General features: G+C 58.6%; 20 protein-coding genes and 1 tRNA gene. 13 read left to right on the forward strand and 8 right to left on the reverse strand.

Annotated elements, in window-relative coordinates; genetic code table 11:
• Positions 1-378: 378 nt before the first annotated feature.
• Genes ACIP66_RS12990 through ACIP66_RS13000 form a run of 3 tightly spaced genes read left to right on the forward strand, consistent with a single transcriptional unit; the run spans position 379 to position 3,551 of the window.
• Complete coding sequence (locus ACIP66_RS12990) at positions 379-1,788, forward strand: circularly permuted type 2 ATP-grasp protein (RefSeq protein ID WP_007914061.1); 1,410 nt, start codon at positions 379-381, stop codon at positions 1,786-1,788.
• Between the two features lie 12 nt (positions 1,789-1,800).
• Positions 1,801-2,751 (forward strand): alpha-E domain-containing protein, encoded by a 951-nt coding sequence (locus ACIP66_RS12995; RefSeq protein WP_053116841.1) that lies wholly within the window; start codon positions 1,801-1,803, stop codon positions 2,749-2,751.
• Positions 2,748-3,551 (forward strand): transglutaminase family protein, encoded by an 804-nt coding sequence (locus ACIP66_RS13000; protein ID WP_053116842.1) that lies wholly within the window; start codon positions 2,748-2,750, stop codon positions 3,549-3,551. The genes ACIP66_RS12995 and ACIP66_RS13000 overlap by 4 nt, the downstream gene beginning before the upstream one ends.
• Positions 3,552-3,665: 114 nt before the next feature.
• On the opposite strand, the gene ACIP66_RS13005 is transcribed toward ACIP66_RS13000, so the two are convergent.
• Entirely contained in the window at positions 3,666-4,487 is an 822-nt protein-coding gene (locus ACIP66_RS13005; RefSeq protein ID WP_400648610.1) for a c-type cytochrome, read from the reverse strand.
• Between the two features lie 584 nt (positions 4,488-5,071).
• On the opposite strand from ACIP66_RS13005, the gene ACIP66_RS13010 reads away from it, so the two are divergent.
• The 3 genes from ACIP66_RS13010 to ACIP66_RS13020 all read left to right on the forward strand — a co-directional run bounded on the left by ACIP66_RS13010 (position 5,072) and on the right by ACIP66_RS13020 (position 9,261).
• Positions 5,072-6,277 (forward strand): acetyl-CoA C-acetyltransferase, encoded by a 1,206-nt coding sequence (locus tag ACIP66_RS13010; protein ID WP_212544317.1) that lies wholly within the window; start codon positions 5,072-5,074, stop codon positions 6,275-6,277.
• Between the two features lie 25 nt (positions 6,278-6,302).
• Entirely contained in the window at positions 6,303-8,447 is a 2,145-nt protein-coding gene (locus ACIP66_RS13015) for a 3-hydroxyacyl-CoA dehydrogenase NAD-binding domain-containing protein (protein ID WP_400648577.1), read from the forward strand.
• A 91-nt stretch (positions 8,448-8,538) separates the two neighbouring features.
• Entirely contained in the window at positions 8,539-9,261 is a 723-nt protein-coding gene (locus tag ACIP66_RS13020; RefSeq protein WP_053116846.1) for an amidotransferase, read from the forward strand.
• An 84-nt stretch (positions 9,262-9,345) separates the two neighbouring features.
• On the opposite strand, the gene ACIP66_RS13025 is transcribed toward ACIP66_RS13020, so the two are convergent.
• From ACIP66_RS13025 to ACIP66_RS13035, 3 genes are all read right to left on the reverse strand, one after another.
• The gene (locus ACIP66_RS13025; protein ID WP_053116847.1) at positions 9,346-10,317 is read right to left on the reverse strand and encodes a magnesium and cobalt transport protein CorA; all 972 of its coding nucleotides are present in this window, start codon (positions 10,315-10,317) and stop codon (positions 9,346-9,348) included.
• Between the two features lie 132 nt (positions 10,318-10,449).
• On the reverse strand, positions 10,450-11,172 hold the full coding sequence (locus tag ACIP66_RS13030) for a 1-acylglycerol-3-phosphate O-acyltransferase (RefSeq protein ID WP_400648581.1): 723 nt from the start codon (positions 11,170-11,172) through the stop codon (positions 10,450-10,452).
• Between the two features lie 216 nt (positions 11,173-11,388).
• Positions 11,389-12,078, reverse strand: a complete 690-nt coding sequence (locus tag ACIP66_RS13035) for a crotonase/enoyl-CoA hydratase family protein (RefSeq protein WP_053116849.1) — start codon at positions 12,076-12,078, stop codon at positions 11,389-11,391.
• A gap of 64 nt (positions 12,079-12,142) precedes the next feature.
• Here ACIP66_RS13035 and ACIP66_RS13040 point away from each other — a divergent pair, with 64 nt between their 5' ends.
• Positions 12,143-12,289 (forward strand): hypothetical protein, encoded by a 147-nt coding sequence (locus ACIP66_RS13040; protein WP_156316123.1) that lies wholly within the window; start codon positions 12,143-12,145, stop codon positions 12,287-12,289.
• Between the two features lie 84 nt (positions 12,290-12,373).
• Positions 12,374-12,463: transfer RNA gene (locus ACIP66_RS13045), tRNA-Ser, on the forward strand.
• Positions 12,464-12,596: 133 nt separating this feature from the next.
• Here ACIP66_RS13045 and ACIP66_RS13050 read toward each other — a convergent pair.
• Positions 12,597-12,947: a YceK/YidQ family lipoprotein gene (locus tag ACIP66_RS13050; RefSeq protein WP_400648584.1), complete on the reverse strand. Its 351-nt coding sequence runs from the start codon at positions 12,945-12,947 to the stop codon at positions 12,597-12,599.
• A 192-nt stretch (positions 12,948-13,139) separates the two neighbouring features.
• On the opposite strand from ACIP66_RS13050, the gene ACIP66_RS13055 reads away from it, so the two are divergent.
• The 4 genes from ACIP66_RS13055 (at position 13,140) to ACIP66_RS13070 (ending at position 14,878) form a co-directional block, all read left to right on the forward strand.
• Complete coding sequence (locus ACIP66_RS13055; RefSeq protein WP_053116851.1) at positions 13,140-13,328, forward strand: hypothetical protein; 189 nt, start codon at positions 13,140-13,142, stop codon at positions 13,326-13,328.
• Positions 13,329-13,655: 327 nt separating this feature from the next.
• Positions 13,656-14,027, forward strand: a complete 372-nt coding sequence (locus ACIP66_RS13060) for a hypothetical protein (RefSeq protein WP_053116852.1) — start codon at positions 13,656-13,658, stop codon at positions 14,025-14,027.
• A 136-nt stretch (positions 14,028-14,163) separates the two neighbouring features.
• Positions 14,164-14,583 (forward strand): YMGG-like glycine zipper-containing protein, encoded by a 420-nt coding sequence (locus tag ACIP66_RS13065; protein ID WP_159815287.1) that lies wholly within the window; start codon positions 14,164-14,166, stop codon positions 14,581-14,583.
• Positions 14,584-14,710: 127 nt separating this feature from the next.
• Positions 14,711-14,878 (forward strand): hypothetical protein, encoded by a 168-nt coding sequence (locus ACIP66_RS13070; protein ID WP_163005296.1) that lies wholly within the window; start codon positions 14,711-14,713, stop codon positions 14,876-14,878.
• Positions 14,879-15,025: 147 nt separating this feature from the next.
• Here ACIP66_RS13070 and ACIP66_RS13075 read toward each other — a convergent pair whose 3' ends face one another.
• Positions 15,026-15,460: a DUF6896 domain-containing protein gene (locus tag ACIP66_RS13075; RefSeq protein ID WP_053116855.1), complete on the reverse strand. Its 435-nt coding sequence runs from the start codon at positions 15,458-15,460 to the stop codon at positions 15,026-15,028.
• Positions 15,457-20,235, reverse strand: coding sequence for an RHS repeat-associated core domain-containing protein (locus ACIP66_RS13080; protein WP_400648587.1), 4,779 nt, complete (start codon positions 20,233-20,235; stop codon positions 15,457-15,459). Before ACIP66_RS13080 ends, ACIP66_RS13075 begins: the two co-directional genes overlap by 4 nt.
• Before the next feature lie 243 nt (positions 20,236-20,478).
• Here ACIP66_RS13080 and ACIP66_RS13085 point away from each other — a divergent pair, with 243 nt between their 5' ends.
• Positions 20,479-21,174, forward strand: coding sequence for an HAD-IA family hydrolase (locus ACIP66_RS13085; RefSeq protein WP_400648588.1), 696 nt, complete (start codon positions 20,479-20,481; stop codon positions 21,172-21,174).
• A 74-nt stretch (positions 21,175-21,248) separates the two neighbouring features.
• On the opposite strand, the gene ACIP66_RS13090 is transcribed toward ACIP66_RS13085, so the two are convergent.
• Positions 21,249-21,995, reverse strand: a complete 747-nt coding sequence (locus ACIP66_RS13090; protein WP_400648590.1) for a 3-oxoacyl-ACP reductase family protein — start codon at positions 21,993-21,995, stop codon at positions 21,249-21,251.
• Between the last annotated feature and the right edge of the window lie 61 nt (positions 21,996-22,056).

A 22,056-nucleotide genomic window follows, 5' to 3' on the forward strand; every position in this document is an offset into this window, starting at 1 on the left:
AAAAGCCACCGGAGAGGGTGGCTAAAAGGGAAGACCGATAAGGAGAGGAAACCGGTCAGGGTTAAGGCTGGGCGGGCTGCCGGGGCAATCCCAATCAATTGAGCTGACCACTTCACGGTGCGGGGAGCCGCGAAGTTTGGCAGCGAATGCGCGGATTATCCGCAGCCGATCCCGGGCAGTGAAATCAACTCTGACTATGCTGCTAATAGGCGATGCAGTGCGTCGCAATGAAGCGGGGGCAATCAGGTTGGGGCATTTGCCGCACAGGAATGGTGCGGCGCCTGCGGCTTGAATATCCAACCGATTGAAATCAAAGCGTTTATGCCGATGGCACGGGCCTTGCGAAGGCCTGTATGTCCGGGTGACAAGGAGTACGGCATGATCCGCACCTATTTTGATGAGATGTACGATGCCGGCGGCCAGGTTCGCCCGCATTATCGGGAGTTCGCCCGATGGCTGGCCGACACGCCTGACGAGCTGCTGGCCCAACGGCGACGCGAGGCCGATCTGCTGTTCCATCGCGCCGGGATTACATTCACGCTCTACGGTGACGAGCAGGGCACCGAGCGGCTGATTCCTTTCGACACCATTCCGCGCAGCATCCCCGCCAGCGAGTGGCGGATCGTCGAGCGCGGCTGCATCCAGCGGGTCAAGGCGCTGAACATGTTCCTCGCCGACCTCTATCACGAGCAGCGCATCATCAAGGCCGGGATCATTCCCGCCGAACAGGTGCTGGCCAACGAGCAATATCAGTTGGCGATGCAGGGCCTGGATCTGCACCGCGATATCTATTCGCACATTTCCGGCGTCGATCTGGTGCGCGATGGCGACGGCACGTATTACGTGCTCGAAGACAATCTGCGTACGCCGAGCGGCGTCAGCTACATGCTCGAAGACCGCAAAATGATGATGCGATTGTTCCCGGAGTTGTTCGCCGCGCAGCGCATCGCGCCGATCGATCACTACCCGAACCTGCTGCTCGACACGCTGAAAAGCTCTAGCCCGATTGATGACCCGAGTGTGGTGGTGCTGACGCCGGGGCGCTTCAACAGTGCGTTCTTCGAACACGCGTTTCTTGCGCGGGAAATGGGCGTTGAATTGGTCGAAGGCGCGGATCTGTTCGTGCGTGACGACAAAGTCTTCATGCGCACCACCGACGGCCCGAAAGCAGTGGACGTGATTTACCGTCGCCTCGACGACGCCTTCCTCGATCCATTGGCGTTCAACCCGGACTCAATGCTCGGCGTGCCGGGGCTGCTGTCGTCCTATCGCTCTGGCAACGTCGTGTTGGCCAACGCCATCGGCACCGGCGTGGCGGATGACAAATCGGTGTACCCGTTTGTCACCGACATGATTCGTTTCTACCTCGATGAAGAACCGATCCTGAAAAACGTGCCGACCTGGCAATGCCGCAACCCGTCTGAACTTTCCCACGTGCTGGCCAATCTTCCAGATCTGGTGGTCAAGGAAACTCAAGGCTCCGGCGGTTACGGAATGCTGGTCGGGCCGGCGTCGACGAAGGCGGAAATCGATGCTTTCCGCGAACGCATCAAGGCCAAACCCCACGCGTACATCGCGCAACCGACGCTATCGCTGTCGACCTGTCCGACCTTTGTCGAAAACGGCATTGCGCCGCGCCATATCGATTTGCGCCCATTTGTCTTGTCCGGTCGTGAAACCCGCGTGGTGCCCGGCGGTTTGACCCGTGTGGCGCTGCGCGAAGGCTCGCTGGTGGTGAATTCATCACAGGGCGGCGGAACCAAGGACACCTGGGTGGTCGAGGATTGAAGGAAGCTTGCCATGTTAAGTAGAACTGCCTCGGATCTGTATTGGATGTCGCGTTACCTGGAGCGGGCGGAAAACCTCGCGCGGATGCTCGACATCAGTTATTCGCTGTCGCTGATGCCGCAGGACGGTCGCGGTGATGGTTTGCATGAACTGGCGATGCCGCTGTTGATCACCGGCACGCTTGAGGATTATCTGGAGCGTCACGGCGCATTGCATGCCGAACGGCTGCTGCACTTTTTCGCCCTCGATGCGGCCAACCCGGCAAGCATTTACAGCTGCCTCGGTGCGGCGCGGGCCAGTGCCCATGCGGTACGCGGACGCATCACCGCGGACATGTGGGAGAACATCAACTCGACGTGGCTGGAGATTCGCGGGATCGCCGAGCAGGGCCTCAGTCGCTATGGCATGAGTCGCTTCTGCGAGTGGATCAAGGAGCGTTCGCACCTGTTTCGTGGCGCGTCCTACGGCACGATCATGCGCAACGATGCGTTTCGGTTTATTCGTCTCGGCACCTTTATCGAGCGCGCGGACAACACGCTGCGCTTGCTTGATGCCCGCTACGAAATGGCCGGCGATCAGGCCGAAGCGGTCAGCGACGGCACGGCCCACGCCTATTACCAGTGGAGTGCATTGCTGCGTGCGCTGTCGTCCTTTGAGGCCTACACCGAAATCTATCGCGACGCGCCCGGCGCTCGGCATGTCGCCGAGTTGCTGCTGTTGCGCGCCGACGTGCCGCGCTCACTGCGCGCCTGCACCGAAGAGATCGACCAGATTCTTGCGCAACTGCCCGGTGCCAACGGTCGTCCCGCGCAACGCTTGGCCGCCGAGATGGACGCGCGCCTGCGCTACACCGGCATCAACGAAATCCTCGAGGAAGGCCTGCACGCCTGGCTGACCGAATTCATCCCGCTGGTGCGCCAGTTGGGCAACGCCATTCACAGTTCCTACCTGGAGGCTGCATGAGACTTTCCATAAGCCACGAGACCACCTATCACTACGAAGATAAGGTGCGGGCGAGCATCCAGTACCTGCGGCTGACCCCCCACGACAGCGAGCGTCAACATGTGCTGAGCTGGCAACTCGACCTGCCGCGCCCGGTGCGCGCGCAACTCGATCCGTTCGGCAACATCCTCCACGTGCTGACCATGGACGAGCCGCACGAAGCGATCATCATTGGCGCGCGCGGGCAGGTCGATATTGATGAATTGCGCGAGGCTGAGCATGAGAGCCAGTCGGCGCTGCCGTTTCTGCGCTTTACCCGGTTGACCGAGGCCGATGAAGCGCTGCGAGCGTTCGCCGAAAGATCCTGCAAGCAGCGACGCGATCGCACCGCGCTGATCGATTTGATGCACGGTTTGAATCAGCACATGACCTACACGCCGGGCTCCACCGAAGTCGACACCAGCGCCGCCGAAGCCTTCGCCGGACGCGCCGGGGTTTGTCAGGATCATACCCACGCGTTTCTGGCGTGCGCGCGCAGCCTGGGCGTGCCGTCGCGTTACGTGTCGGGATATTTGTACAGCGAGGATTGCGAACATCTGGCCAGCCATGCCTGGGCGGAAGCATGGCTGGATGACGCGTGGTACAGCTTTGACGTGACCAACGAACTGGCACGGCCGGAACGGCATTTGAAACTGGCGGTGGGCCTCGATTACCTCGACGCCTGCCCGGTACGCGGCATGCGCCGGGGCGGCGGCTGCGAGCAGATGCACGCGAAAGTGTTCGTCTCACCGACCCCGGTCATTTCCGTGCAACAACAATAAACACGATCCCTCGTAGGAGCTGCGGCACGCTGCGATCTTTTGATCTTGATTCCGCAGATCAAAAGATCGCAGCCTCGTTGCACTCGACAGCTCCTACAGAGTGGGGCGCAAGCGTCAGGGCTTAACCTTGCGCCCCGCCATGTGTTTCAGATACCCCACCAGCAATTCCAGATCCCCCTCCGGCAACACCTCCGCCGAAAACCCCGGCATCTTCGCCTGCGGCCACTGGCGCAAACTCTGCGGATCGCGAATGTAGCGCTTCAAGAAATCTGCCCCGAAATACTCCGTCGGACTGTACGGAATATTCAGATCCGGCCCGAACTGCGCATCCCCGGCACCGTTCAATCGGTGACACGCCAAGCAATTCTTCTGAAACAACGCAAAACCCAGATTCACCGGATCATATTTCTTCAACGCCGGATCCGGTAGCAGAGCAGGGAAGCGTTCGGCCACCGGCGCCATGCGCTTGATGCTCGCCACTTCAAACGGCCATTGCTCCGGGCTGATATTGCCGGCCTGCGGATCCGTCCACACCAGGTAAAACGGCCCGGCGCTGTGTTTATCCTTCGACAACGGCGGCCACGGATGGGCCGGGTCTTCAATCGCCAGCCACGCGCGCGCGCCTTCACGGTTGAGCAACGGCGCCGCCGCCAACTCTGCGGCAAAGCCGTCCAGCGCCACCGCTTGCAGATGATCTTCAGCGTTTATCCCGGTCAACAACGCCGCCATCGGCACAGCGCGATAGACCATGTCCTTCTTATAGGACACATCGTTTTTGATGGTGATGTTTTGCACCTGAGGATGCTTGAGCAATTCCTCGGTCTGCCAGGTGCGGCTGTGCTCGCCCAGTTGCAAATCCAACTGGGCGGCAGACAGAGGCATGCTCAGCAGCATGGCCCCGAGTACGAAGAGCGTTTTCAAATGATCGCCGTCCATGTCGTGGAAGTGCGCAAAGGTTGGCACAGCCACGCTGGCCCGGGTAGCGGGCCAGTCACATTTTCAGTGGCGATAGATAAACCCGCCGCTCGATTCAGCCGATGACCTTGGTCAGATTCGGCAAAATCAACAACAGCGTCGTGGCGAAAAGAATGAGCCCTGCTTGACGAACTTTCGGTTGTTTGAACATGGCTTGACCGCCTTTATTGTTATTTCCTGATGCCTGCCTGCATATCCATGACGGCAAGCGCTGCACTTCCTGTTGAAGGACGCCGGCCTCGGCAAAACCCGACGACTCTGACGTACATGTACTACCTTAGGGCCCGCGTCACGCTTGGCTTAGATCCATTTCATATGGAGTTGCTGCCAACGGCGATTAAAAAGGCATGAGGCGTATTGCCAGCTTCTGCGCCGCCCGCTTGCTAGACAACTCCGTGACCTGAACCGGTTCACCCGACGGCCAATGACCGTCCGTCTGAGCGTGTGCGTCAACCGCATTGAGCACTGTGGTCATTGAATCCGTGGCCGTCCGGGACAAGAGTGCAAGCACAAGAAATCACTCACCGCACAGGTTCGAGGACGTCATGACCCAAGCTTTGATTTTCGATGCGCTACGCACGCCACGCGGCAAAGGTAAGGCCGACGGCGCTTTGCACAGCGTCAAACCGGTGAATCTGGTGGCCGGGCTGCTGACCGCGCTGCAACAACGCACTGCGCTGGACACCAGCCAGGTCGATGACGTGGTGCTCGGTTGTGTCACGCCGATTGGCGATCAAGGCTCGGACATCGCCAAAACCGCGGTGCAAGTGGCTGATTGGGACGTCAGCGTGGCGGGGGTGCAGATCAACCGCTTCTGCGCGTCCGGGCTTGAGGCGGTGAACCTCGGCGCGATGAAAGTGCGCTCGGGTTTTGAAGACCTGGTGGTGGTCGGTGGCGTCGAGTCGATGTCGCGCGTGCCGATGGGCAGCGATGGCGGCGCCTGGGCACTCGACCCGCAGACCAACTTGCACAGCCACTTCACCCCCCAAGGCGTCGGTGCCGATTTGATCGCCACGCTCGAAGGTTTCAGCCGTCACGACGTCGATGCCTACGCGCTGCACTCGCAACAGAAAGCCGCGCGGGCCCGGGCCGATGGCTCGTTCAACAAGTCGCTGGTGCCGGTGCAGGATCAGAACGGCATCATCCTGCTCGATCACGATGAATTCATTCGTGCTGAATCGACGCTGGAAGGGCTCGGCAAGCTCAAGCCGAGTTTTGAAATGATCGGGCAAATGGGTTTCGACGCGACGGCGCTGCGGGTCTACAGCCACGTTGAACGGATCAATCATGTGCACACACCCGGCAACAGTTCCGGGATCGTCGACGGTGCGGCGTTGATGCTCATTGGCTCCGAAGCCAAGGGCCGCGCGTTGGGCCTGCAACCGCGGGCGCGAATTGTCGCCACGGCGGTCACCAGCACCGACCCGACCATCATGCTCACCGGCCCGGCACCGGCCACGCGCAAGGCTCTGGCCAAGGCCGGACTGCGCGTGGAAGACATCGACCTGTTCGAGGTCAACGAAGCGTTTGCTTCGGTGGTGCTGAAGTTCATCAAGGACATGGCCGTCGACCCGGACAAGGTCAACGTCAACGGCGGCTCCATCGCCATGGGCCACCCGCTGGGCGCCACCGGTTGCGCGATCCTCGGCACCTTGCTCGATGAACTGGAAGCGCGGCACCTGCGCTATGGCCTGGCGACGCTGTGCGTCGGCGGCGGCATGGGCATTGCCACCATCATCGAACGTCTCTGAGCCCCCGAATTCAAGGAACCTTGTTATGAGCGAAGCCATTCGTTACGAAAAAGGCCAGGACGGCATCGTCGTGCTGACCATCGACATGCCGGGCCAGAGCGCCAACACCATGAACGCCGTGTACCGCGAGGCAATGGCCGCGTGCGTGGCCCGTCTGGTGGCAGAAAAAGACAGCCTTGCCGGCGTGATCATTACCTCGGCGAAGAAAACCTTCTTTGCCGGCGGCGACCTCAACGAACTGATCAAAGTCGGCAAGCCTGAAGCCAAAGCTTTCTACGACATGGTACTGACCCTCAAAGGCCAATTGCGCACCCTGGAAACCCTCGGCAAACCGGTGGTCGCAGCGATCAACGGCGCGGCGTTGGGCGGCGGCTGGGAAATCTGTCTCGCCTGCCATCATCGCGTGGCGCTGGACGACGCCTCGGTGCAACTCGGCCTGCCGGAAGTGACGCTGGGCCTGCTGCCGGGCGGCGGCGGGGTGGTGCGCATGGTGCGCATGCTCGGGATCGAGAAGGCGCTGCCGTATCTGCTCGAAGGCAAAAAAGTACGTCCGCAACAAGCGTTGCAGGCCGGTTTGATCGATGAGCTGGCGGCGGATCGCGATGAACTGTTGGCCAAGGCGCGCGCGTGGATCGTCGCTAATCCCACGGCGGTGCAGCGTTGGGATGTGAAGGGTTATCAGATTCCCGGCGGTACGCCGTCGAACCCGAAAGTCGCGCAGATGCTGGCGATTGCACCGTCGATCCTGCGCACGAAAACCCAAGGCACACTGCCGGCGCCGGAGAAGATTCTGTGTGCGGCGGTGGAAGGCGCTCAGGTCGATTTCGACACCGCGCACCTGATCGAAACCCGCTACTTCACCGAACTCACCACCGGGCAGATTTCGAAAAACCTGATCGGCACGTTCTGGTTTCAGCTCAACGAGATCAATGCCGGCGGTTCGCGGCCGCAGGGTTTTGCACCTTACAAGACGCAAAAGGTCGGCGTGCTCGGTGCCGGGATGATGGGCGCGGGGATCGCGTTTGTCAGTGCTTCGGCGGGTATCGAGGTGGTGCTCAAGGACATCAACCTCGCAGCTGCCGAGAAAGGCAAAGCGCACTCGGCCGCGTTGCTCGACAAAAAAGTTGCCCGTGGCCAGATGAATGCAGCCCAGCGCGATGAAGTGCTGGCGCGGATTAAACCGTCCGAAAGCGATGCTGATCTGGCCGGTTGCGACCTGATCATCGAAGCGGTGTTTGAGGATCGTGAGCTCAAGGCCAAGGTTTCTGTGGCTGCGCAAAAGGTCGTGGGCGCCGACGCGGTTATTGCCTCCAACACGTCGACCTTGCCAATTACTGGCCTTGCCAGTGCCGTACCGGATCAAAGCAAATTCATCGGCCTGCATTTCTTCAGTCCGGTGGAAAAAATGCCCCTGGTGGAAATCATCAAAGGCGCGCAAACCAGCGATGAAACCCTCGCGCGCGGCTTCGATTTCGTGCTGCAAATCAAGAAAACCCCGATCGTGGTCAACGACAGTCGCGGTTTCTTCACCTCGCGGGTTTTCGGCACCTTCACCAACGAAGGCATCGCCATGCTCGGCGAGGGCGTCAGTGCGCCGATGATCGAGACCGAAGCACGCAAGGCCGGGATGCCGGTCGGGCCTCTGGCAATCTCCGACGAAGTTTCCCTCAGCCTGATGAGCCATATCCGCAAGCAAACGGCCAAAGACCTACAGGCAGAAGGGAAACCGCTGATTGAGCACCCGGCCTTCGCCGTGATTGACTTGCTGCTCAACGAATACAAACGTCCGGGCAAGGCTGCTGGCGGTGGTTTTTATGAATACCCGGCCGGTGGCCAGAAGCATTTGTGGTCGGAACTGAAAACGCGCTTCGAGAAAGCCGACGGGCAGATTTCCCCGAAGGATGTGCGTGATCGCTTGCTGTTCGTGCAAGCCATTGAAACCGTGCGTTGCGTGGAGGAGGGCGTGCTGACCTCGACGGCGGACGCCAACGTCGGCTCGATCTTCGGCATCGGTTTTGCGGCGTGGACGGGCGGCGCATTGCAGTTCATCAATCAGTACGGGGTGAAGGATTTCGTCGCTCGCACGCAGTATCTCGCTGAGCAATACGGCGAGCGTTTCGCCCCGCCGGCGTTGCTGCTGGATAAAGCGGCGAAAGGTGAAATGTTCTAACGGGGCGAGCATTCCGGGGCTTGCCTTGTCAGGGTGTTTCAAGGCAGGCTCTGGGGTGTTCATTATTCCCATCACGTGTCAGGTATTTTTTATGTCGCTACGCATCTGCATTCTGGAAACCGACATCCTGCGTCCCGAACTGGTCGATCAATATCAGGGTTACGGGCAGATGTTTCAGCGCCTGTTCTCGCAGCAACCGATTGCCGCCGAGTTCACCGTCTACAACGTGATGCAGGGCGAATACCCAAGCGACGAGCAGACCTTTGACGCGTATCTGGTCACCGGCAGCAAGGCCGATTCATTCGGTACCGACCCGTGGATTGAAACGCTGAGGGAATACCTGCTGAGCCGTTACGAGCGTGGCGACAAACTGCTCGGCGTGTGCTTCGGCCATCAACTGTTGGCGCTGCTGCTGGGCGGCAAGAGCGAGCGTGCGACGCAGGGCTGGGGCGTTGGCACCCACAACTACAAACTCGCGGCCAAGGCGCCGTGGATGAGCCCGGTGCGTGAAGAACTGACGTTGCTGATCAGCCACCAGGATCAAGTGACCTCGCTACCGGAAAACGCCACCGTCATCGCCTCGAGCGATTTCTGCCCGTTTGCCGCGTACCACATCAACGATCAAGTGCTGTGCTTCCAGGGCCATCCAGAGTTCATCCACGATTACTCGCGGGCGCTGCTGGATTTGCGTCAGGAAGCGCTGGGTTCGCAGATCTATAGCAAAGGCGTGGCGAGCCTGGAGCAAGAACACCACGGCGCGACGGTTGCGGAATGGATGATGCGGTTTGTGGCGCACAAGCCTGAGGTCGCTTAACAGCAGATCAAAAGATCGCAGCCTCCGGCAGCTCCTACACTGAATCCCTGTAGGAGCTGCCGAAGGCTGCGATCTTTTGCTTTTTTACAACCACCCAGACTTCTTGAAACTCGCCCACAAACTCACACACCCCACCGCAATAAACCCCAGCACCCCGAAGTAACCGTAATGCCAGCTCAGCTCCGGCATGTTCTGGAAGTTCATCCCGTAAATCCCCGCCACCGCCGTCGGGAACGCCAGAATCGCCGCCCACGCAGCGAACTTGCGCTGCACCACGCTCTGCCGTGACGCCTCCAGCAACACACCGATCTCGATGGTCTGGCTGGCAATGTCGGCCAGCGTGCTGAGGTCTTCCATCTGCCGCGTCACGTGAATCTGCACATCACGGAAGTACGGGCGCATGTTCTTGTCGATAAACGGGAAGCTGAGCTTCTGCAGTTCCTCGCCGATCTCCACCATCGGCGCCGCATAGCGACGCAGACGCACGACATCACGACGCAAGCCATGCAGCTTCTGGATATCACGCTCATTCAATGCGCTGCACAGCACGTTGCGCTCCAGCTCATCGATCTCGGCATGGATCGCTTCACCGACCGGCTGGTAGTTCTCGATGACGAAATCGAGGAGCGCATAGAGTACGAAATCTTCCCCATGCTCCAGCAACAGCGGACGCGCCTCACAGCGTTGGCGCACATGTGCGTAGGACGCCGAGTGACCGTTACGCGCGGTGATGATGTAGCCCTTGCCGGCGAAGATGTGCGTTTCGATGAATTGCAGCACGCCGTTTTCACGGATCGGCGAGTAGGTGACGATAAACAAAGCGTCGCCAAAGGTTTCCAGCTTCGGCCGGCTGTGTTTTTCCAGCGCATCTTCAATAGCCAGCTCGTGCAGATTGAACTGGCGTTGCAGGTTGGACAGCTCCTGAGCGTCCGGCTCTTCCAGACCGATCCAGACAAAGTGGCCGGTTTTCGCGGCCCAGGCGGCGCCTTCGTCTAGGGAAATATTGGTGACTTTCTTACCGGCGCTGTACACAGCAGCAGCAACAACTCGACCCATGGTGGTGATTCACTTCTTCTTGGCAGGTGGCAGGAATACAAGGCTTCAGCTTAGCCGTGTCGCTACTTGAGAGTCAGTGAAATCTGCACCGTTCATTCGGCAAAAGAAAACCCGCACAAGGCGGGTTCGGTTTCAGGCGGCTTGCAACTGCCGATCCATTGATTCGATGCATTCGCGCATCTGCTCGCGGCATTGCTCTATGAGCTTAGGCATGTCGTCCATGGTCAATCCGGCTGTAGGAATCGCCGGCAGCGAGCGTATGAGAATTTCCCCACTGTTCCAGCGGTTCAGACGCATGTGCTTGATGTAGCTGCTGACACACACCGGCACGATCGGCACACCAGCGGCAATCGCCATCTGAAACGCGCCTTTTTTGAACGGCAGCAACTCTTCGCCGAGGTTGCGCGTGCCTTCCGGGAATACCCAGATCGAGGTGTTTTCGTTTTGCAGCGTGTTGGTGGTGGTGAGCATCGACTGGCGCGCCTTGTGCGCATTACCACGGTCGATCAACACATTGCCGGCGAGCCAGAACAACTGCCCGAACAGCGGCACCCACTTCAGGCTCTTCTTGCCAATGCACACCGTGCGGTAGGGCACAACGTTACCGAACACAAACAAGTCGTAGTTGGATTGATGGTTGGCGACGATCACGCAACTGGCAGGTTTGTTCATCAAACCGCTGACGTCGGTTTTCACCCGCAGACGCAGAATGCACATGGCCGGCAATGCATAGAGGCGCGCGCACAGACGGCTGTTGTCCGGATTGAACGGACGGCATATGCCGAGGATCACTCCAAGCACGCCAGCCAGAATAAAGTGCAGGCTCATCAATAACATACGAAACACGAACAGCATTTTCAGGCCCCACCGGCGCAAAAGGTGGCGCAGTGTACGGATGTGCACTGTTTTCGGCAATTGCCACTATAGAGTCCGGAGATAGGCGATGTTTAAGCGCATGTTTCCGAATTGCTTGTCAGACCCGTCCTAGAGCAGCCACGGCGTTTTCAACCGAGCGCGCAAGAAAAAGCCCGACACGCGGGTCGGGCTTTTCTTCGACGCAGGAATCGGGGATTAACCCAGATGCTCCTGATCCTGAACAATCGCGTTGTCGAGGGTTTCCAGCAGCGCTTTGCGCACCTTCAGTTTGGTGTTCTTGTGCGCCAGCATGTTGATCTTCTTCAACTGGCGCGCGGCGGCGAGGGCGGCACCTTGCAACTCTTCGGCAGAAACCACCTTGTCGAGAAAACCGGCGTCCACCGCGCTTTTCGGGTCGAACATCTCGCCATTGATCACCGACCGGTGGAATGCCGAGCGACGCAGACGATCACGCGCCAGCTCGATACCGGCGTGATGCATGGTCATGCCAATTTGCACTTCGTTCAGACCAATGCTGAACGGGCCGTCGACACCGATGCGGTAGTCGGCCGACAACAGCAGGAATGCTCCCTTGGCCACGGCGTGACCCGGGCAAGCGACGATCACCGGGAACGGGTGAGAAAGCAGACGACGGGCGAGGGTGGAACCAGCGGTCACCAGCGCCACGGCTTCTTTAGGGCCGGCGGTCATCACTTTCAGATCGTAGCCGCCCGACAGAATCCCCGGCTGACCGGTAATGATCACGATGGCACGATCAGTCACCGCCTGATCCAGCGCCGCGTTAAACGCCGCAATCACGTCCGGGGAAATGGCATTGACCTTGCCGTTGCTCAAGGTCAGGGTCGCGATGCCGTCTTCGAGGTGGTAGGCAATCAACTCACTCATGACGCGATTCCTTGTAAGAAAGATGAGCAGACGTTACCCACCACCGCAGGCCAGGTAAAGCGCCGTGACTGACCCGCCGGTCACCGAATCCCGGCTGATCCAGCGCCGCACGCCATTCTGCTTCTATATAGAAGGGCCGCGCCCACCGAAGATTGGCCGGTTTGCCATGGGCCGTCGGCAGGGCAAACGGCTTTTTCTCTTAAGCGCATGAAAATCTTAAAAAAAAGTTTGCCATCGGAAAAGCTTTCGACTACATTAGCGCGCCTCGACAGACAGAACATGTTTGAAGAGATACGGTGAAGTGTCCGAGTGGCTTAAGGAGCACGCCTGGAAAGTGTGTATACAGGAAACTGTATCGAGAGTTCGAATCTCTCCTTCACCGCCACATTCAGTACACAAAACCCCTGATTTCGAAAGAAGTCAGGGGTTTTGTGGTTTCTGGCGTCTGGAATTTATCGGACAGCGGTTTTGATTTCGAGATCAGTAGGCCGGCCGGCACCGCCGTGAAGTTGCGCTGATCACTGATCGGACGTTTGTGCCTGGTAGATTTCGATATTGCCGTGTTTGACCTGTTGATACACGGTGTATGGCAATACCAACGTATCTGTCACACCGGAGACTGCCAGATCTATCAAAACCAGCGGGGCTGAAGGGCGACCCTTCCAGGATTTTATCGGCAGATCGGGTGCGTGCAGGATGCAGAAGTCGTAGCCGACGCCGCTGTAAATTCGGGAAATCGAATCACAGTAGGTTTGGCGTTTTTTTAGATCATTTCCGGCGACGGTGTCTTCCTGTACGACACTGCTAATCGTGCCGCAGCCAGTAACGGCTAGCGTTGAAAGCAGCAAGGCGATGGTTTTTATTGTCATGCTCGCAATCCTTGGCAATGAGATGAGGGTGCCAGATTAGCGTGTTTGATTGGGGTAGGCCATTCGTCGGGCATCGGTCGATCTGAACCACAAGTCCAGTAATGACCGGCTAGTCTCAAAAGCCTTGGAGGTCGATATTTTTTCAGGCAAAAAAGTTTTGCCGGTGTCGATCCGCATCGCAGGGGCGAAGGTATGACAGAACCGTATATCGAAGACGATGGCGCCGAGTTTCCGTTTAACAACTGCGTTCGTTGTGGCCAGACCGAGTATCAGTCTGGTTTCGGCGAGGATCCGGTTCACACCGGCAAGATCAAGTCCACGGTGCCGAAAGGGCCGAAAGCGAAGTTTTTACCCAAGGTCACGGCACGCGCCCGAAAATGATTCTCCGCCAACCAACCCCGTCTAAGAACGGGGTTTTTTATGCTCTGAGATTTGATTTCGGACTAGACCTACAGACGGTCGTCAGGATCTGTGTTTCTTTCACAAACTTTTCACGTTCGCTTAAGTAGGGTGAAGCCATCCGTTAGAAAGCAAGTCTCCAGCCCGTCTCCCCAGCGGGCTTTTTTTTGCCCGTCATAAAACCTTTTCCAGAATCACTGTCCAATCGGCGCCCATTGCGCGGATGCGTCCGCTTTTGTCTGGACTTTGCCGCTGTGACGGCATTCAATCGCGCCCCTTTTTTGTTTCTCTGTCTTTGAGGTTTTCGTCATGCGTTTAACACTGCCCGCTCTGGTTCTCGGCCTTCTGTTCGCTCAAGGAGCAATGGCTGCCGGCGACGGCACCGCTGCATTGGGCGGCGGTCTGGGTGGCGCGCTGGGTAATGTCGTCGGTCAGAAAATGGGCGGCAGCACCGGTGCAGCGATTGGTGCAGGTGTAGCGGGCGCGGCCGGTAGCGCAGTGGCCGCACGCAAAGGCAGCCGGACGAAAGCGGCCATTGGTGGCGGTGTTGGCGCGGCGGGCGGTTCGGTGATCGGTAACAGCCTGGGCGGCCGAAATGGCGCCACCATCGGTGCAGGTCTGGGCGGCGCGGCGGGCGGTGCCGTCGGCAGCAACTTGGCCAAAGGCCACAAGCGTCACTGAGATTGATCGCTTGCAGACAAAGCCCGGCTCGATGCCGGGCTTTTTCATGGCTGAACGTTTTTCCCGCAAACCTCTCCAATCTCACATAGGCCCCCGCTGGGGCGAACTGTCCCGATTCGGGAACTGTGAGGTACACATGCGATTGTCATTATCTGCACTGTTTTTCGGATTGCTCGTGGCGCAAGGCGCAATGGCCGCCGGCGATGGTTCAGCCGCCGTGGGCGGTGGGCTCGGTGGCGTGCTGGGCAACGTGGTCGGTGGACAACTCGGCGGCAGCACTGGCGCAGCGGTCGGCGCAGGTGTCGGCGGCGCGGCCGGCGGTGCGGTTGGGGCGAATAAAAACAATCGCACCGAAGCTGCCATCGGCGGTGGCCTCGGCGCGGCGGGTGGTTCGGTTGTCGGCAATAGCCTCGGCGGATCAACCGGTTCGGCTGTCGGCGCAGGATTGGGCGGCGCGGCGGGTGGTGCGGTCGGTAATAACCTGGGTGACGACGGCGGATCTCACTCCGGTGGGGGTCACAAGCACAAGAACAAACACAAGAACCGCCATCATTGATTGATGTAATGGTTTAACGGAAACCCGGCGTTTTGCCGGGTTTTTCGTATTTGCCGGTCAGGCGCTGGAACGATTGGCTGCAGGACTTTTCGAACGTCTACACTCCCCGGAAATGATGAGGTTCGCCATGACTCCTGAAACTGAAGGCAAGGAAGAGAAGGGCCCGAGCGGGCTGCCGTTTATCAATGATCCGGGGAACGAAGATCCGGGGTCGCTGATGGATGATGCGACGGTGCCGCTGAATGATTCGGATGAGGCGGATATGGAGTATGAAGAGGATGAGGATGAGCAGTGACTGTTCTGCGAGTCGAACTTGATATTGCGTTGAGCTCTATAGGGCCTAGGATTTTAGGCCCTTTGGTTCTGGAAACTAGTTAACGACCATAAGGTTGATAGCAGCTAAGGCTTGTAGAAGGATGAATGGACGTTGACGAACAGATTTTTATCTGTGCTCAGTTGATTCAGATTTACTGAGGATGTAAAGATTGTCCGAGGCTGACATCTTCTCTATTCGACCAAGTGCGATGTATTCGTTAAATTCGTTCTCAACTATTTTTTGGTCACAGTATTTTTTATATTTCAATGGTCTATCACTAGCGTAAATGTATAGCCGCCACACATCGAAGCCGTCGATTCTATCATTTGATCCGTAATCGAAATCCACTGATTCCGAAGGGAAGTGAATAGCGCATCCGATACCGTGGAGCTCGTATTCAACTCCATTTGTTATTTCTCCACAGCGTTCGATTTGTTTGCTCCGCCAAAGTCTTAAAATATTGCGGGTGCCAAATTTTTTACGTAATAGCTCCGTGCCGTAGTCTACTTTCGAAAGAAAGTCGGTAATTAGCTCTTCAAGCGACGTGTCGGTATTTTTCATCTTCTTCTGTGATGCTCCAGTCGGTCGTGCCCTACATTTTCAGCAGATTCGATTACTTCTTCGATAGTGTTAAGGGTGCCCTTGTGTTCTCTGATGTTGGTGATCAATTGCATAGTTATCGGCGTTGCTGTTTGTCTTGCAGCTGCTGCACGGTGGTGTCCATCCAGAATATAAAGGGTGCCTTGATATTCCGCTACGTCTATGGGAAAGCTACTGTCGTATCCATCAGCTCGCATTTTTTTTCCTAAATCTTCGACCCGTTTAGTTGATCCTTTTCCCGAGATTGCATGTGTACGCTTCAATGGTTTTGGGTCAACACCATGGATCAAACTTGGTAATTGCGGGTCGCCTTCGCCTACCTTAGCCTCACCAATCCCCCCCGGCACCTCACACCCAGGCCTATTCGGCGGCGGACAATTGGAGTTCAACCCCAACGGATCCACCCACCCAATCGGGTTCGGCGTGTACTGGTACTGATTAATCCCACCCGCCAGCTTCACCGGATCCGGCGTCAAATACCGCCCCAGCCGCGGGTCGTAATACCGATGCCGGTTGTAATGCAGCCCACTTTCCGCATCGAAATACTGCCCCTGAAATCGCAGTGGCTGATCCAGATACTCTTCAGCCGCCAACGTCACCGCCGCGACTTTCCCGTAGGCGTCGTACTGCGCCGACCAGACGATTTCCCCGCTGTAATCGGTCAGTTCCAGCGGCGTGCCGAGGTGGTCGTTCTGGTAGTAAAACGGGCAGGCCTTTTTCGGGCCTTTGCCATCGAGCAGCGCTAGCGGGCGGAAGGTGCCGGGTTCGTAGACGTAGCTGCGGTATTCGGTATCGCTGCTTTCGGCGACGAGGTTGTCGCCTTGCCAGAAGAATTCCGTGGTGGTGCCGTCGACGGTTTTGCTGATGCGTCTGCCGAAGGCGTCGTAACGGTAAGACGCGGTTTTACCGTCAGGGCGGGTCAGGCCGATCAGTCGGTGCTGGCAGTCGTAAAGGTATTCGGTGACAAGTTTGTGCGCTGTGCCGCGACGCTCGCGGATCAGGTTGCCGAAGGCGTCGTAGTCGTAGTGGCGATCGCCCTGCATCAGCAGGCGGTTGCCTTTGATCTGGCTCGGGCCGGGGCGATCCTGCATGAGCAGGTTGCCAGCCGGGTCGTGGGCGTAGGTTTCCGGGAGTTCGTCGCGGGAGTGGCGGACGCGGATCAAGCGGTCGAGGGTGTCGTAGCCGTAGGTGCGTTGGCCGTGGCGAGTGTCGGCGATGTACGAAAGGTTGCCGTTGGCGCTGTAGGCATAATCGCGGCGATACATCGAATCGCGTTTATGGCCTACGGCATGGGCGAGCAGTCGGCCCTGTTCGTCGTAGGAGTATTCGCTGAGCAGCAGGCCTTGCTCGCGTTGTTGTTCGCGACCGGACTGGTAGACGTGGCGGGTGAGTGGGGCGCCGTTGAGGTCGATGCCGGCGAGGGCGCCACCCTTGGCGTGTTGATAGTCGAGTTTGCTGTTGTCCGGCAAACGCATGCTTTTGAGCTGACCGCAGGCGTCGTAGGCATAGCGCAGAGTGCCCCAGCTCTGATGCTCGGTGATCAGCCGATCCTGGCGGTCGTATTCGAAGGCCAGCGGATGGTTCTGACCGTCATCGACGCCGGTCAGGCGACCGAGTGGGTCGTACTGGTAGCTGACTTTGACGCCGTCGGGCAGGGTTTTGACCAGCAGGCGTCCGGCGCCATCGCGCTTATAAGCGGTGACTAGCCGAGAGTCGTCATCACCGAACTCGGTCTTTTCCAGCAGGTGACCGTTGAGGTCATACACGTAAGCAGTTCGGCGCCCATCGAAACCAGTTTCCTGTCGGATTAATCCGGTCGGCGTGTAGTCCAGCCGATATTTCTCACCCGACTCGTTCTCAATTTCCGTGAGCAGTAGTTGTGCATGGTCGTAGCGGTATTGAATCCGCGTTCCGTCGTGGTTAATGCGACGGGAGACCAGATGCAGGTCATCGTCGTATTCATACCGGGTGACGTGCCCCAGCTCATCACGCTCGGCGGTGACTTGCCCGTAAGCGCCGTAGCTATATGCACGCGTGGCACCCGTAGGAAAAGTCGTCTGAACCAGTCGTCCAACGTCGTCCCACTGCTGACGCGTAACGGCGCCATGTTGATCAACCGTGGTCGTCCGCCGTCCCAAAGCATCGTAGGAAAAACGCCGTACGCCGCCCTGGGGCAACGTCTCTTCAACCAGTTGGCCCAGGTCATTCCAGGCCAGCAAATGCCGACTGGTGTCCGGATACCGGATCGACACCAGTTGCCCGCGAACGCTGTAGTAGTAATGAGTGACCTGTCCGTCAGGATCGACAGCCTCGGTGATGTCGCCCTCGGCATTGCGCCGATAAATCCACACCGCATCGCCACGCGAACGCCGATGCAGGAAACCGTTGCGATACTCGTAGGACGTTGGCGTATCCGCCGCAGGAATCAGCGCGATCAGTCGTCCGACATCGTCATAGCGGTACTCGGTGATAGAACCCAGCGCATCCTGTTCAGCGATCAACCGTCCCTGATCGTCGTACGCCTTGAGTTGCTCACCGCCATCGGCCTCAACCTTGCGCACCAGTCGCGCGCGGTCGTCGTGGACGTAAACCTCTTCGGTGCCATCGACGTAATGCACCGCCACACTGCCGTCGTCGCTCCAGACGTAACGCGTGTCCATCTGCGAAAACGACGCCCAGTGCCGTACACAACGCGCAGCCTTGCCAGCCCGTTCCCACTCCCAGAAAAAACTCGCACCACCGGTCAGCTGTCGCTGCAGGATGACGTGCGCGTCGTCGTAGTCGTAGCGCTCGCTTTCATCTAAAGCATTGGTTGCCGCCAACAAGCGCTGGCGCGCGTCGTGGCAATAGCGAACGAGGATTTGCTCCGTCGCCCATTCAGCGTTTTGCAAACTTTGGTAATCGATCGCGATCAATTGCGCGCGGTCGTAACGCAGCAACAACGAGCGACCGGCACCGTTATCCAGTCGCTGAACCCTGTCAGACCGATCGCGATGCACGGTCAGGCGATTGCCATAGGCATCGCTAATCGACGTCAGACGCCCGGCGCGAAAGTGATAAAATCGCGCCGTTTCCCCGGCCAGCGCAAGAATCAGCTCCTCCGGCTCATCCCCGAGAAAAATTGCTGCCCGCGACAAACTGTTGTGAATAGAAGGCCGCTCAACATTCGGCAGCGGAAACCGTGTGCGCTTATTCTCGTGATCGACCCAAACAACCGAGTCGCCATCAAATTCCAGCCGATGCGCCAGCGAATGGCTCCAGCCAAACCCCAGGCCGACATCGATTTCCACCGCACTGGTGCGATACAACCGGGTGAACTCAAACGGCAACACGCCATCAAGCACGCCATCAGTCAGCGTCAGCAGTTCCTCGCCAGTGACCATCGATACCGGACAGCCGTTGGTGCAGGTACGCGGTACACAATCAGCGCTATCCCCATTTGGATTTTTCGCCTGATCCGAAGCGTCATCGTGAGGCTCATGACGCTCCATTCGCGTGGCGCCCTGCGACTTGTCCCGCGCAATCGGCGCCGGGTTTGGCACCGTCAACACCACTTCATCTGCCTGCCGAATGTTCAGCGGAATCGACGGCGTCGGTTTCAACGGCACTTCACGCGCACTCAACATCAACGGTCTCAGCGCGCCCGCATGCTGGGTCAGCTCCGGCGCAGAGGTCAGTTCAGCCAGGCGCAACGCCGAGGCCGCCAGCCATTCCCGCGCCCGTGGCGATTTGATCTTTGCCAGCACTTTGCTGCTCAGGCGCAGCGGCACGCCGACGCCACCCGACACCCGCATCAGCAGGAAACTGATCAACAGTTCGACGCGCACCTCAGCCACGACTTCGGCCAGGTACTGCGGCGGCAGCATCTTCAGCCAACTGGTGAACGCGGCCAGATGAATGAACATCAGCGGCTCATCGCTGAGCATCAGCAACGCATTGGCAATCGCGTCGCTGGAGGTTTGCAGCAGGGCTTCAAGCTCGGCGGCGCTGAGGTATTCCAGGAGCTTTTCGCTGTTGGCCTGCAGATCGGCGAGGAGGGCGAACAGTTGCTTGATGTCATCCCAGACACCGTTCAGCGCTTTCTCGAAACCGCGCCAATCCGCCTGTTGCAACTGCCGGTAACGGTCAGAAAATCCGGCGTTGGAAAACTCCGCCCACAACGGCTGAAAACCTGTCCACTCGGCACGCAACCAGCGCTCGAGGTCACCGAGAATGCTTTCGTAGGAGTCATACAACTCACGAACATGCGCAGTGGAAACATCGGGAAAGAAGGTGATGCGATAACGCTGGCCCCGATCGCAATCGGTCACCTGCAATATCCCGCTCGGGCCGATCGTATGGCGCAGCGCTTCGCCGAAGGTCAGGACACCGCCGACGTCGCCAATCACCGGTTCGAGCGTCACCGGGGTGTTGCCGATCGGTACGAAGCGGGCGGCTTCGAACATGTGCACCAGGGTCAAAGATCCGCTGGCGGGGCACATGACTACGGATGAGCTGATCGGTTTGCGGGACTTGATCGGGGCGCTGAGGCGTACGTCGTTGCCGACGGTAAACACCTGCTCGACATCCAGCGCCGTGCCCGTCCAGTATTGTTCGGCCCAGGCTTCGTAGTTATTGAGGCACAGGCGAAATTCGCCGATCAGGGTTTCGAAATCCGGGTGATCCGGATTCAGTGCGGCAACTATCAGCAGGCCAATGCTGTTGTTCAGGGCCAGTAGCCGATCGGGTTGAAACATTCGCAGTCGCTCGCGCACATCAAGGAGGAGCACGGACTTTGCGGGGGATCAGTGAGGAAAGAAGTCGGCCAAGTAGGTGATGCCTGTAGGACGTTTCGCTAAATATTCGCGAGTAGTTCATCGGCGCAACAGACATTGCCCGTTGCTCAATGTCTGTCGCGCTCGTTATGCTGCTGAACCCTTTAATCAGATCCGAGCAGCGGCGCGATGCCGCCTGGGATGTCTTTGAAAACGGATCCGATGATGAATGCACCGCTGAAGGCGTTCGGCCCGATCAAGGCCGTGATTTTCGATATGGACGGTTTGTTGCTCGACACCGAAGGCATTTACACCGAGGTCACTTCGCTGATTGCCCAGCGCTACGGGCGCACCTTCGACTGGAGCGTCAAACAGAACATCATCGGTCGCGGTGCCAACGATCTGGCCAATTACGTGGTGCAGGCGCTGGATCTGCCGATCACTGCCGATGAGTTCTTGGAGATCCGCGAGCCGTTGATGCGTGAGCGTTTCCCGAAAGCGCAGGCGATGCCGGGCGCCGAGGAGCTGATTCGTCACCTCAAGGCGCACAACATTCCGATCGCGGTGGGCACCAGTTCGTCGCGTCAGTCGTTTGGTCAGAAAACCACGCTGCACCAAGACTGGTTTGCGCTGTTCGACTTCATTGTTACCGCCGACGATCCGGAAGTCGGTGCGGCGAAACCGGCGCCGGATATCTTCCTCACCGCAGCGCGACGTCTGGGCGTCGCGCCTGAGGATTGTCTGGTGTTCGAGGATTCGCCGTTTGGCGTGACCGCAGCGAAAGCCGCCGGCATGACCGCGATTGCGATTCCGGACGCCGCCATGGCTGATGAAAAATACGCACACGCGGACGGGATTCTTCGTACGTTGAAAGCCTTCACCCCGAGTGCTTGCGGTTTGCCGGCGCTGGAATGGGCGTAAACGCTTGAGACAAAAAAACGCCGCCGCTCTGTGAAAAGAGCGGCGGCGTTTTTCGTTACGGCGATTTGGAAATATCAGGCGCCAAAACCACCGTCGATGGTCAGGCTGGCACCGGTGATGTAACCGGCTTCCGGGCCTGCCAGGTAGGCGACGAAGCTGGCGATTTCTTCGGCTTTACCGTAGCGGCCGACGGCCATCAGCGGGATCAGGCTTTCGGCGAAGTCGCCGTGCGCCGGGTTCATGTCGGTGTCGACCGGGCCGGGTTGCACGTTGTTGACGGTGATGCCGCGTGGGCCGAGATCGCGGGCCAGGCCTTTGGTCAGGCCGACCAGCGCCGATTTGCTCATTGCATACACGCCGCCACCGGCGAAGGGCATGCGGTCGGCGTTGGTGCTGCCGATGTTGATAATGCGCGCACCTTCGCCCATGTGTTTGGCGGCTTCTTGCGAAGCGATGAACACGCTGCGAATGTTGATCGCCACGGTCTGGTCGAAGTCTTCCAGTTTGAAGTCTTCCAGCGGTGCGACCGCCAGCACACCAGCGTTGTTGACCAGAATATCCACTCGGCCAAACGCTTCGACGGTGGCGTTAACGGCGTGGCGGATGGCGGCGGCGTCAGCGCTGTCGGCCTTGATCGCCAAGGCTTTGCCACCGTTGGCGATGATGCTGTTTTGCAACTCTTCAGCTTTGGCGGTGGAGCTGACGTAGGTGAAGGCTACTGCAGCGCCTTCAGCGGCCAGACGTTTGACGATGGCAGCGCCGATACCGCGGGAACCGCCTTGAATCAGAGCGACTTTACCGCTGAGGTGTTGAATGGTCATGTTCGATCTCCAGAGTGTTCAAGGCGGGAATGCCTTGCTATTGGTGGCGAGTATCGACTTG

It is taken from the genome of Pseudomonas sp. NPDC088429 (assembly GCF_044753305.1).
Classification (GTDB): Bacteria; Pseudomonadota; Gammaproteobacteria; order Pseudomonadales; family Pseudomonadaceae; genus Aquipseudomonas; species Aquipseudomonas rustica.

Coding starts and splice junctions, on each gene's coding strand:
- ACIP66_RS12990 (WP_007914061.1), top strand. CDS start 379: ATGATCCGCACCTATTTTGATGAGATGTACGATGCCGGCGGCCAGGTT.
- ACIP66_RS12995 (WP_053116841.1), top strand. CDS start 1,801: ATGTTAAGTAGAACTGCCTCGGATCTGTATTGGATGTCGCGTTACCTG.
- ACIP66_RS13000 (WP_053116842.1), top strand. CDS start 2,748: ATGAGACTTTCCATAAGCCACGAGACCACCTATCACTACGAAGATAAG.
- ACIP66_RS13005 (WP_400648610.1), bottom strand. CDS start 4,487: ATGGACGGCGATCATTTGAAAACGCTCTTCGTACTCGGGGCCATGCTG.
- ACIP66_RS13010 (WP_212544317.1), top strand. CDS start 5,072: ATGACCCAAGCTTTGATTTTCGATGCGCTACGCACGCCACGCGGCAAA.
- ACIP66_RS13015 (WP_400648577.1), top strand. CDS start 6,303: ATGAGCGAAGCCATTCGTTACGAAAAAGGCCAGGACGGCATCGTCGTG.
- ACIP66_RS13020 (WP_053116846.1), top strand. CDS start 8,539: ATGTCGCTACGCATCTGCATTCTGGAAACCGACATCCTGCGTCCCGAA.
- ACIP66_RS13025 (WP_053116847.1), bottom strand. CDS start 10,317: ATGGGTCGAGTTGTTGCTGCTGCTGTGTACAGCGCCGGTAAGAAAGTC.
- ACIP66_RS13030 (WP_400648581.1), bottom strand. CDS start 11,172: ATGCTGTTCGTGTTTCGTATGTTATTGATGAGCCTGCACTTTATTCTG.
- ACIP66_RS13035 (WP_053116849.1), bottom strand. CDS start 12,078: ATGAGTGAGTTGATTGCCTACCACCTCGAAGACGGCATCGCGACCCTG.
- ACIP66_RS13050 (WP_400648584.1), bottom strand. CDS start 12,947: ATGACAATAAAAACCATCGCCTTGCTGCTTTCAACGCTAGCCGTTACT.
- ACIP66_RS13055 (WP_053116851.1), top strand. CDS start 13,140: ATGACAGAACCGTATATCGAAGACGATGGCGCCGAGTTTCCGTTTAAC.
- ACIP66_RS13060 (WP_053116852.1), top strand. CDS start 13,656: ATGCGTTTAACACTGCCCGCTCTGGTTCTCGGCCTTCTGTTCGCTCAA.
- ACIP66_RS13065 (WP_159815287.1), top strand. CDS start 14,164: ATGCGATTGTCATTATCTGCACTGTTTTTCGGATTGCTCGTGGCGCAA.
- ACIP66_RS13070 (WP_163005296.1), top strand. CDS start 14,711: ATGACTCCTGAAACTGAAGGCAAGGAAGAGAAGGGCCCGAGCGGGCTG.
- ACIP66_RS13075 (WP_053116855.1), bottom strand. CDS start 15,460: ATGAAAAATACCGACACGTCGCTTGAAGAGCTAATTACCGACTTTCTT.
- ACIP66_RS13080 (WP_400648587.1), bottom strand. CDS start 20,235: ATGTTTCAACCCGATCGGCTACTGGCCCTGAACAACAGCATTGGCCTG.
- ACIP66_RS13085 (WP_400648588.1), top strand. CDS start 20,479: ATGAATGCACCGCTGAAGGCGTTCGGCCCGATCAAGGCCGTGATTTTC.
- ACIP66_RS13090 (WP_400648590.1), bottom strand. CDS start 21,995: ATGACCATTCAACACCTCAGCGGTAAAGTCGCTCTGATTCAAGGCGGT.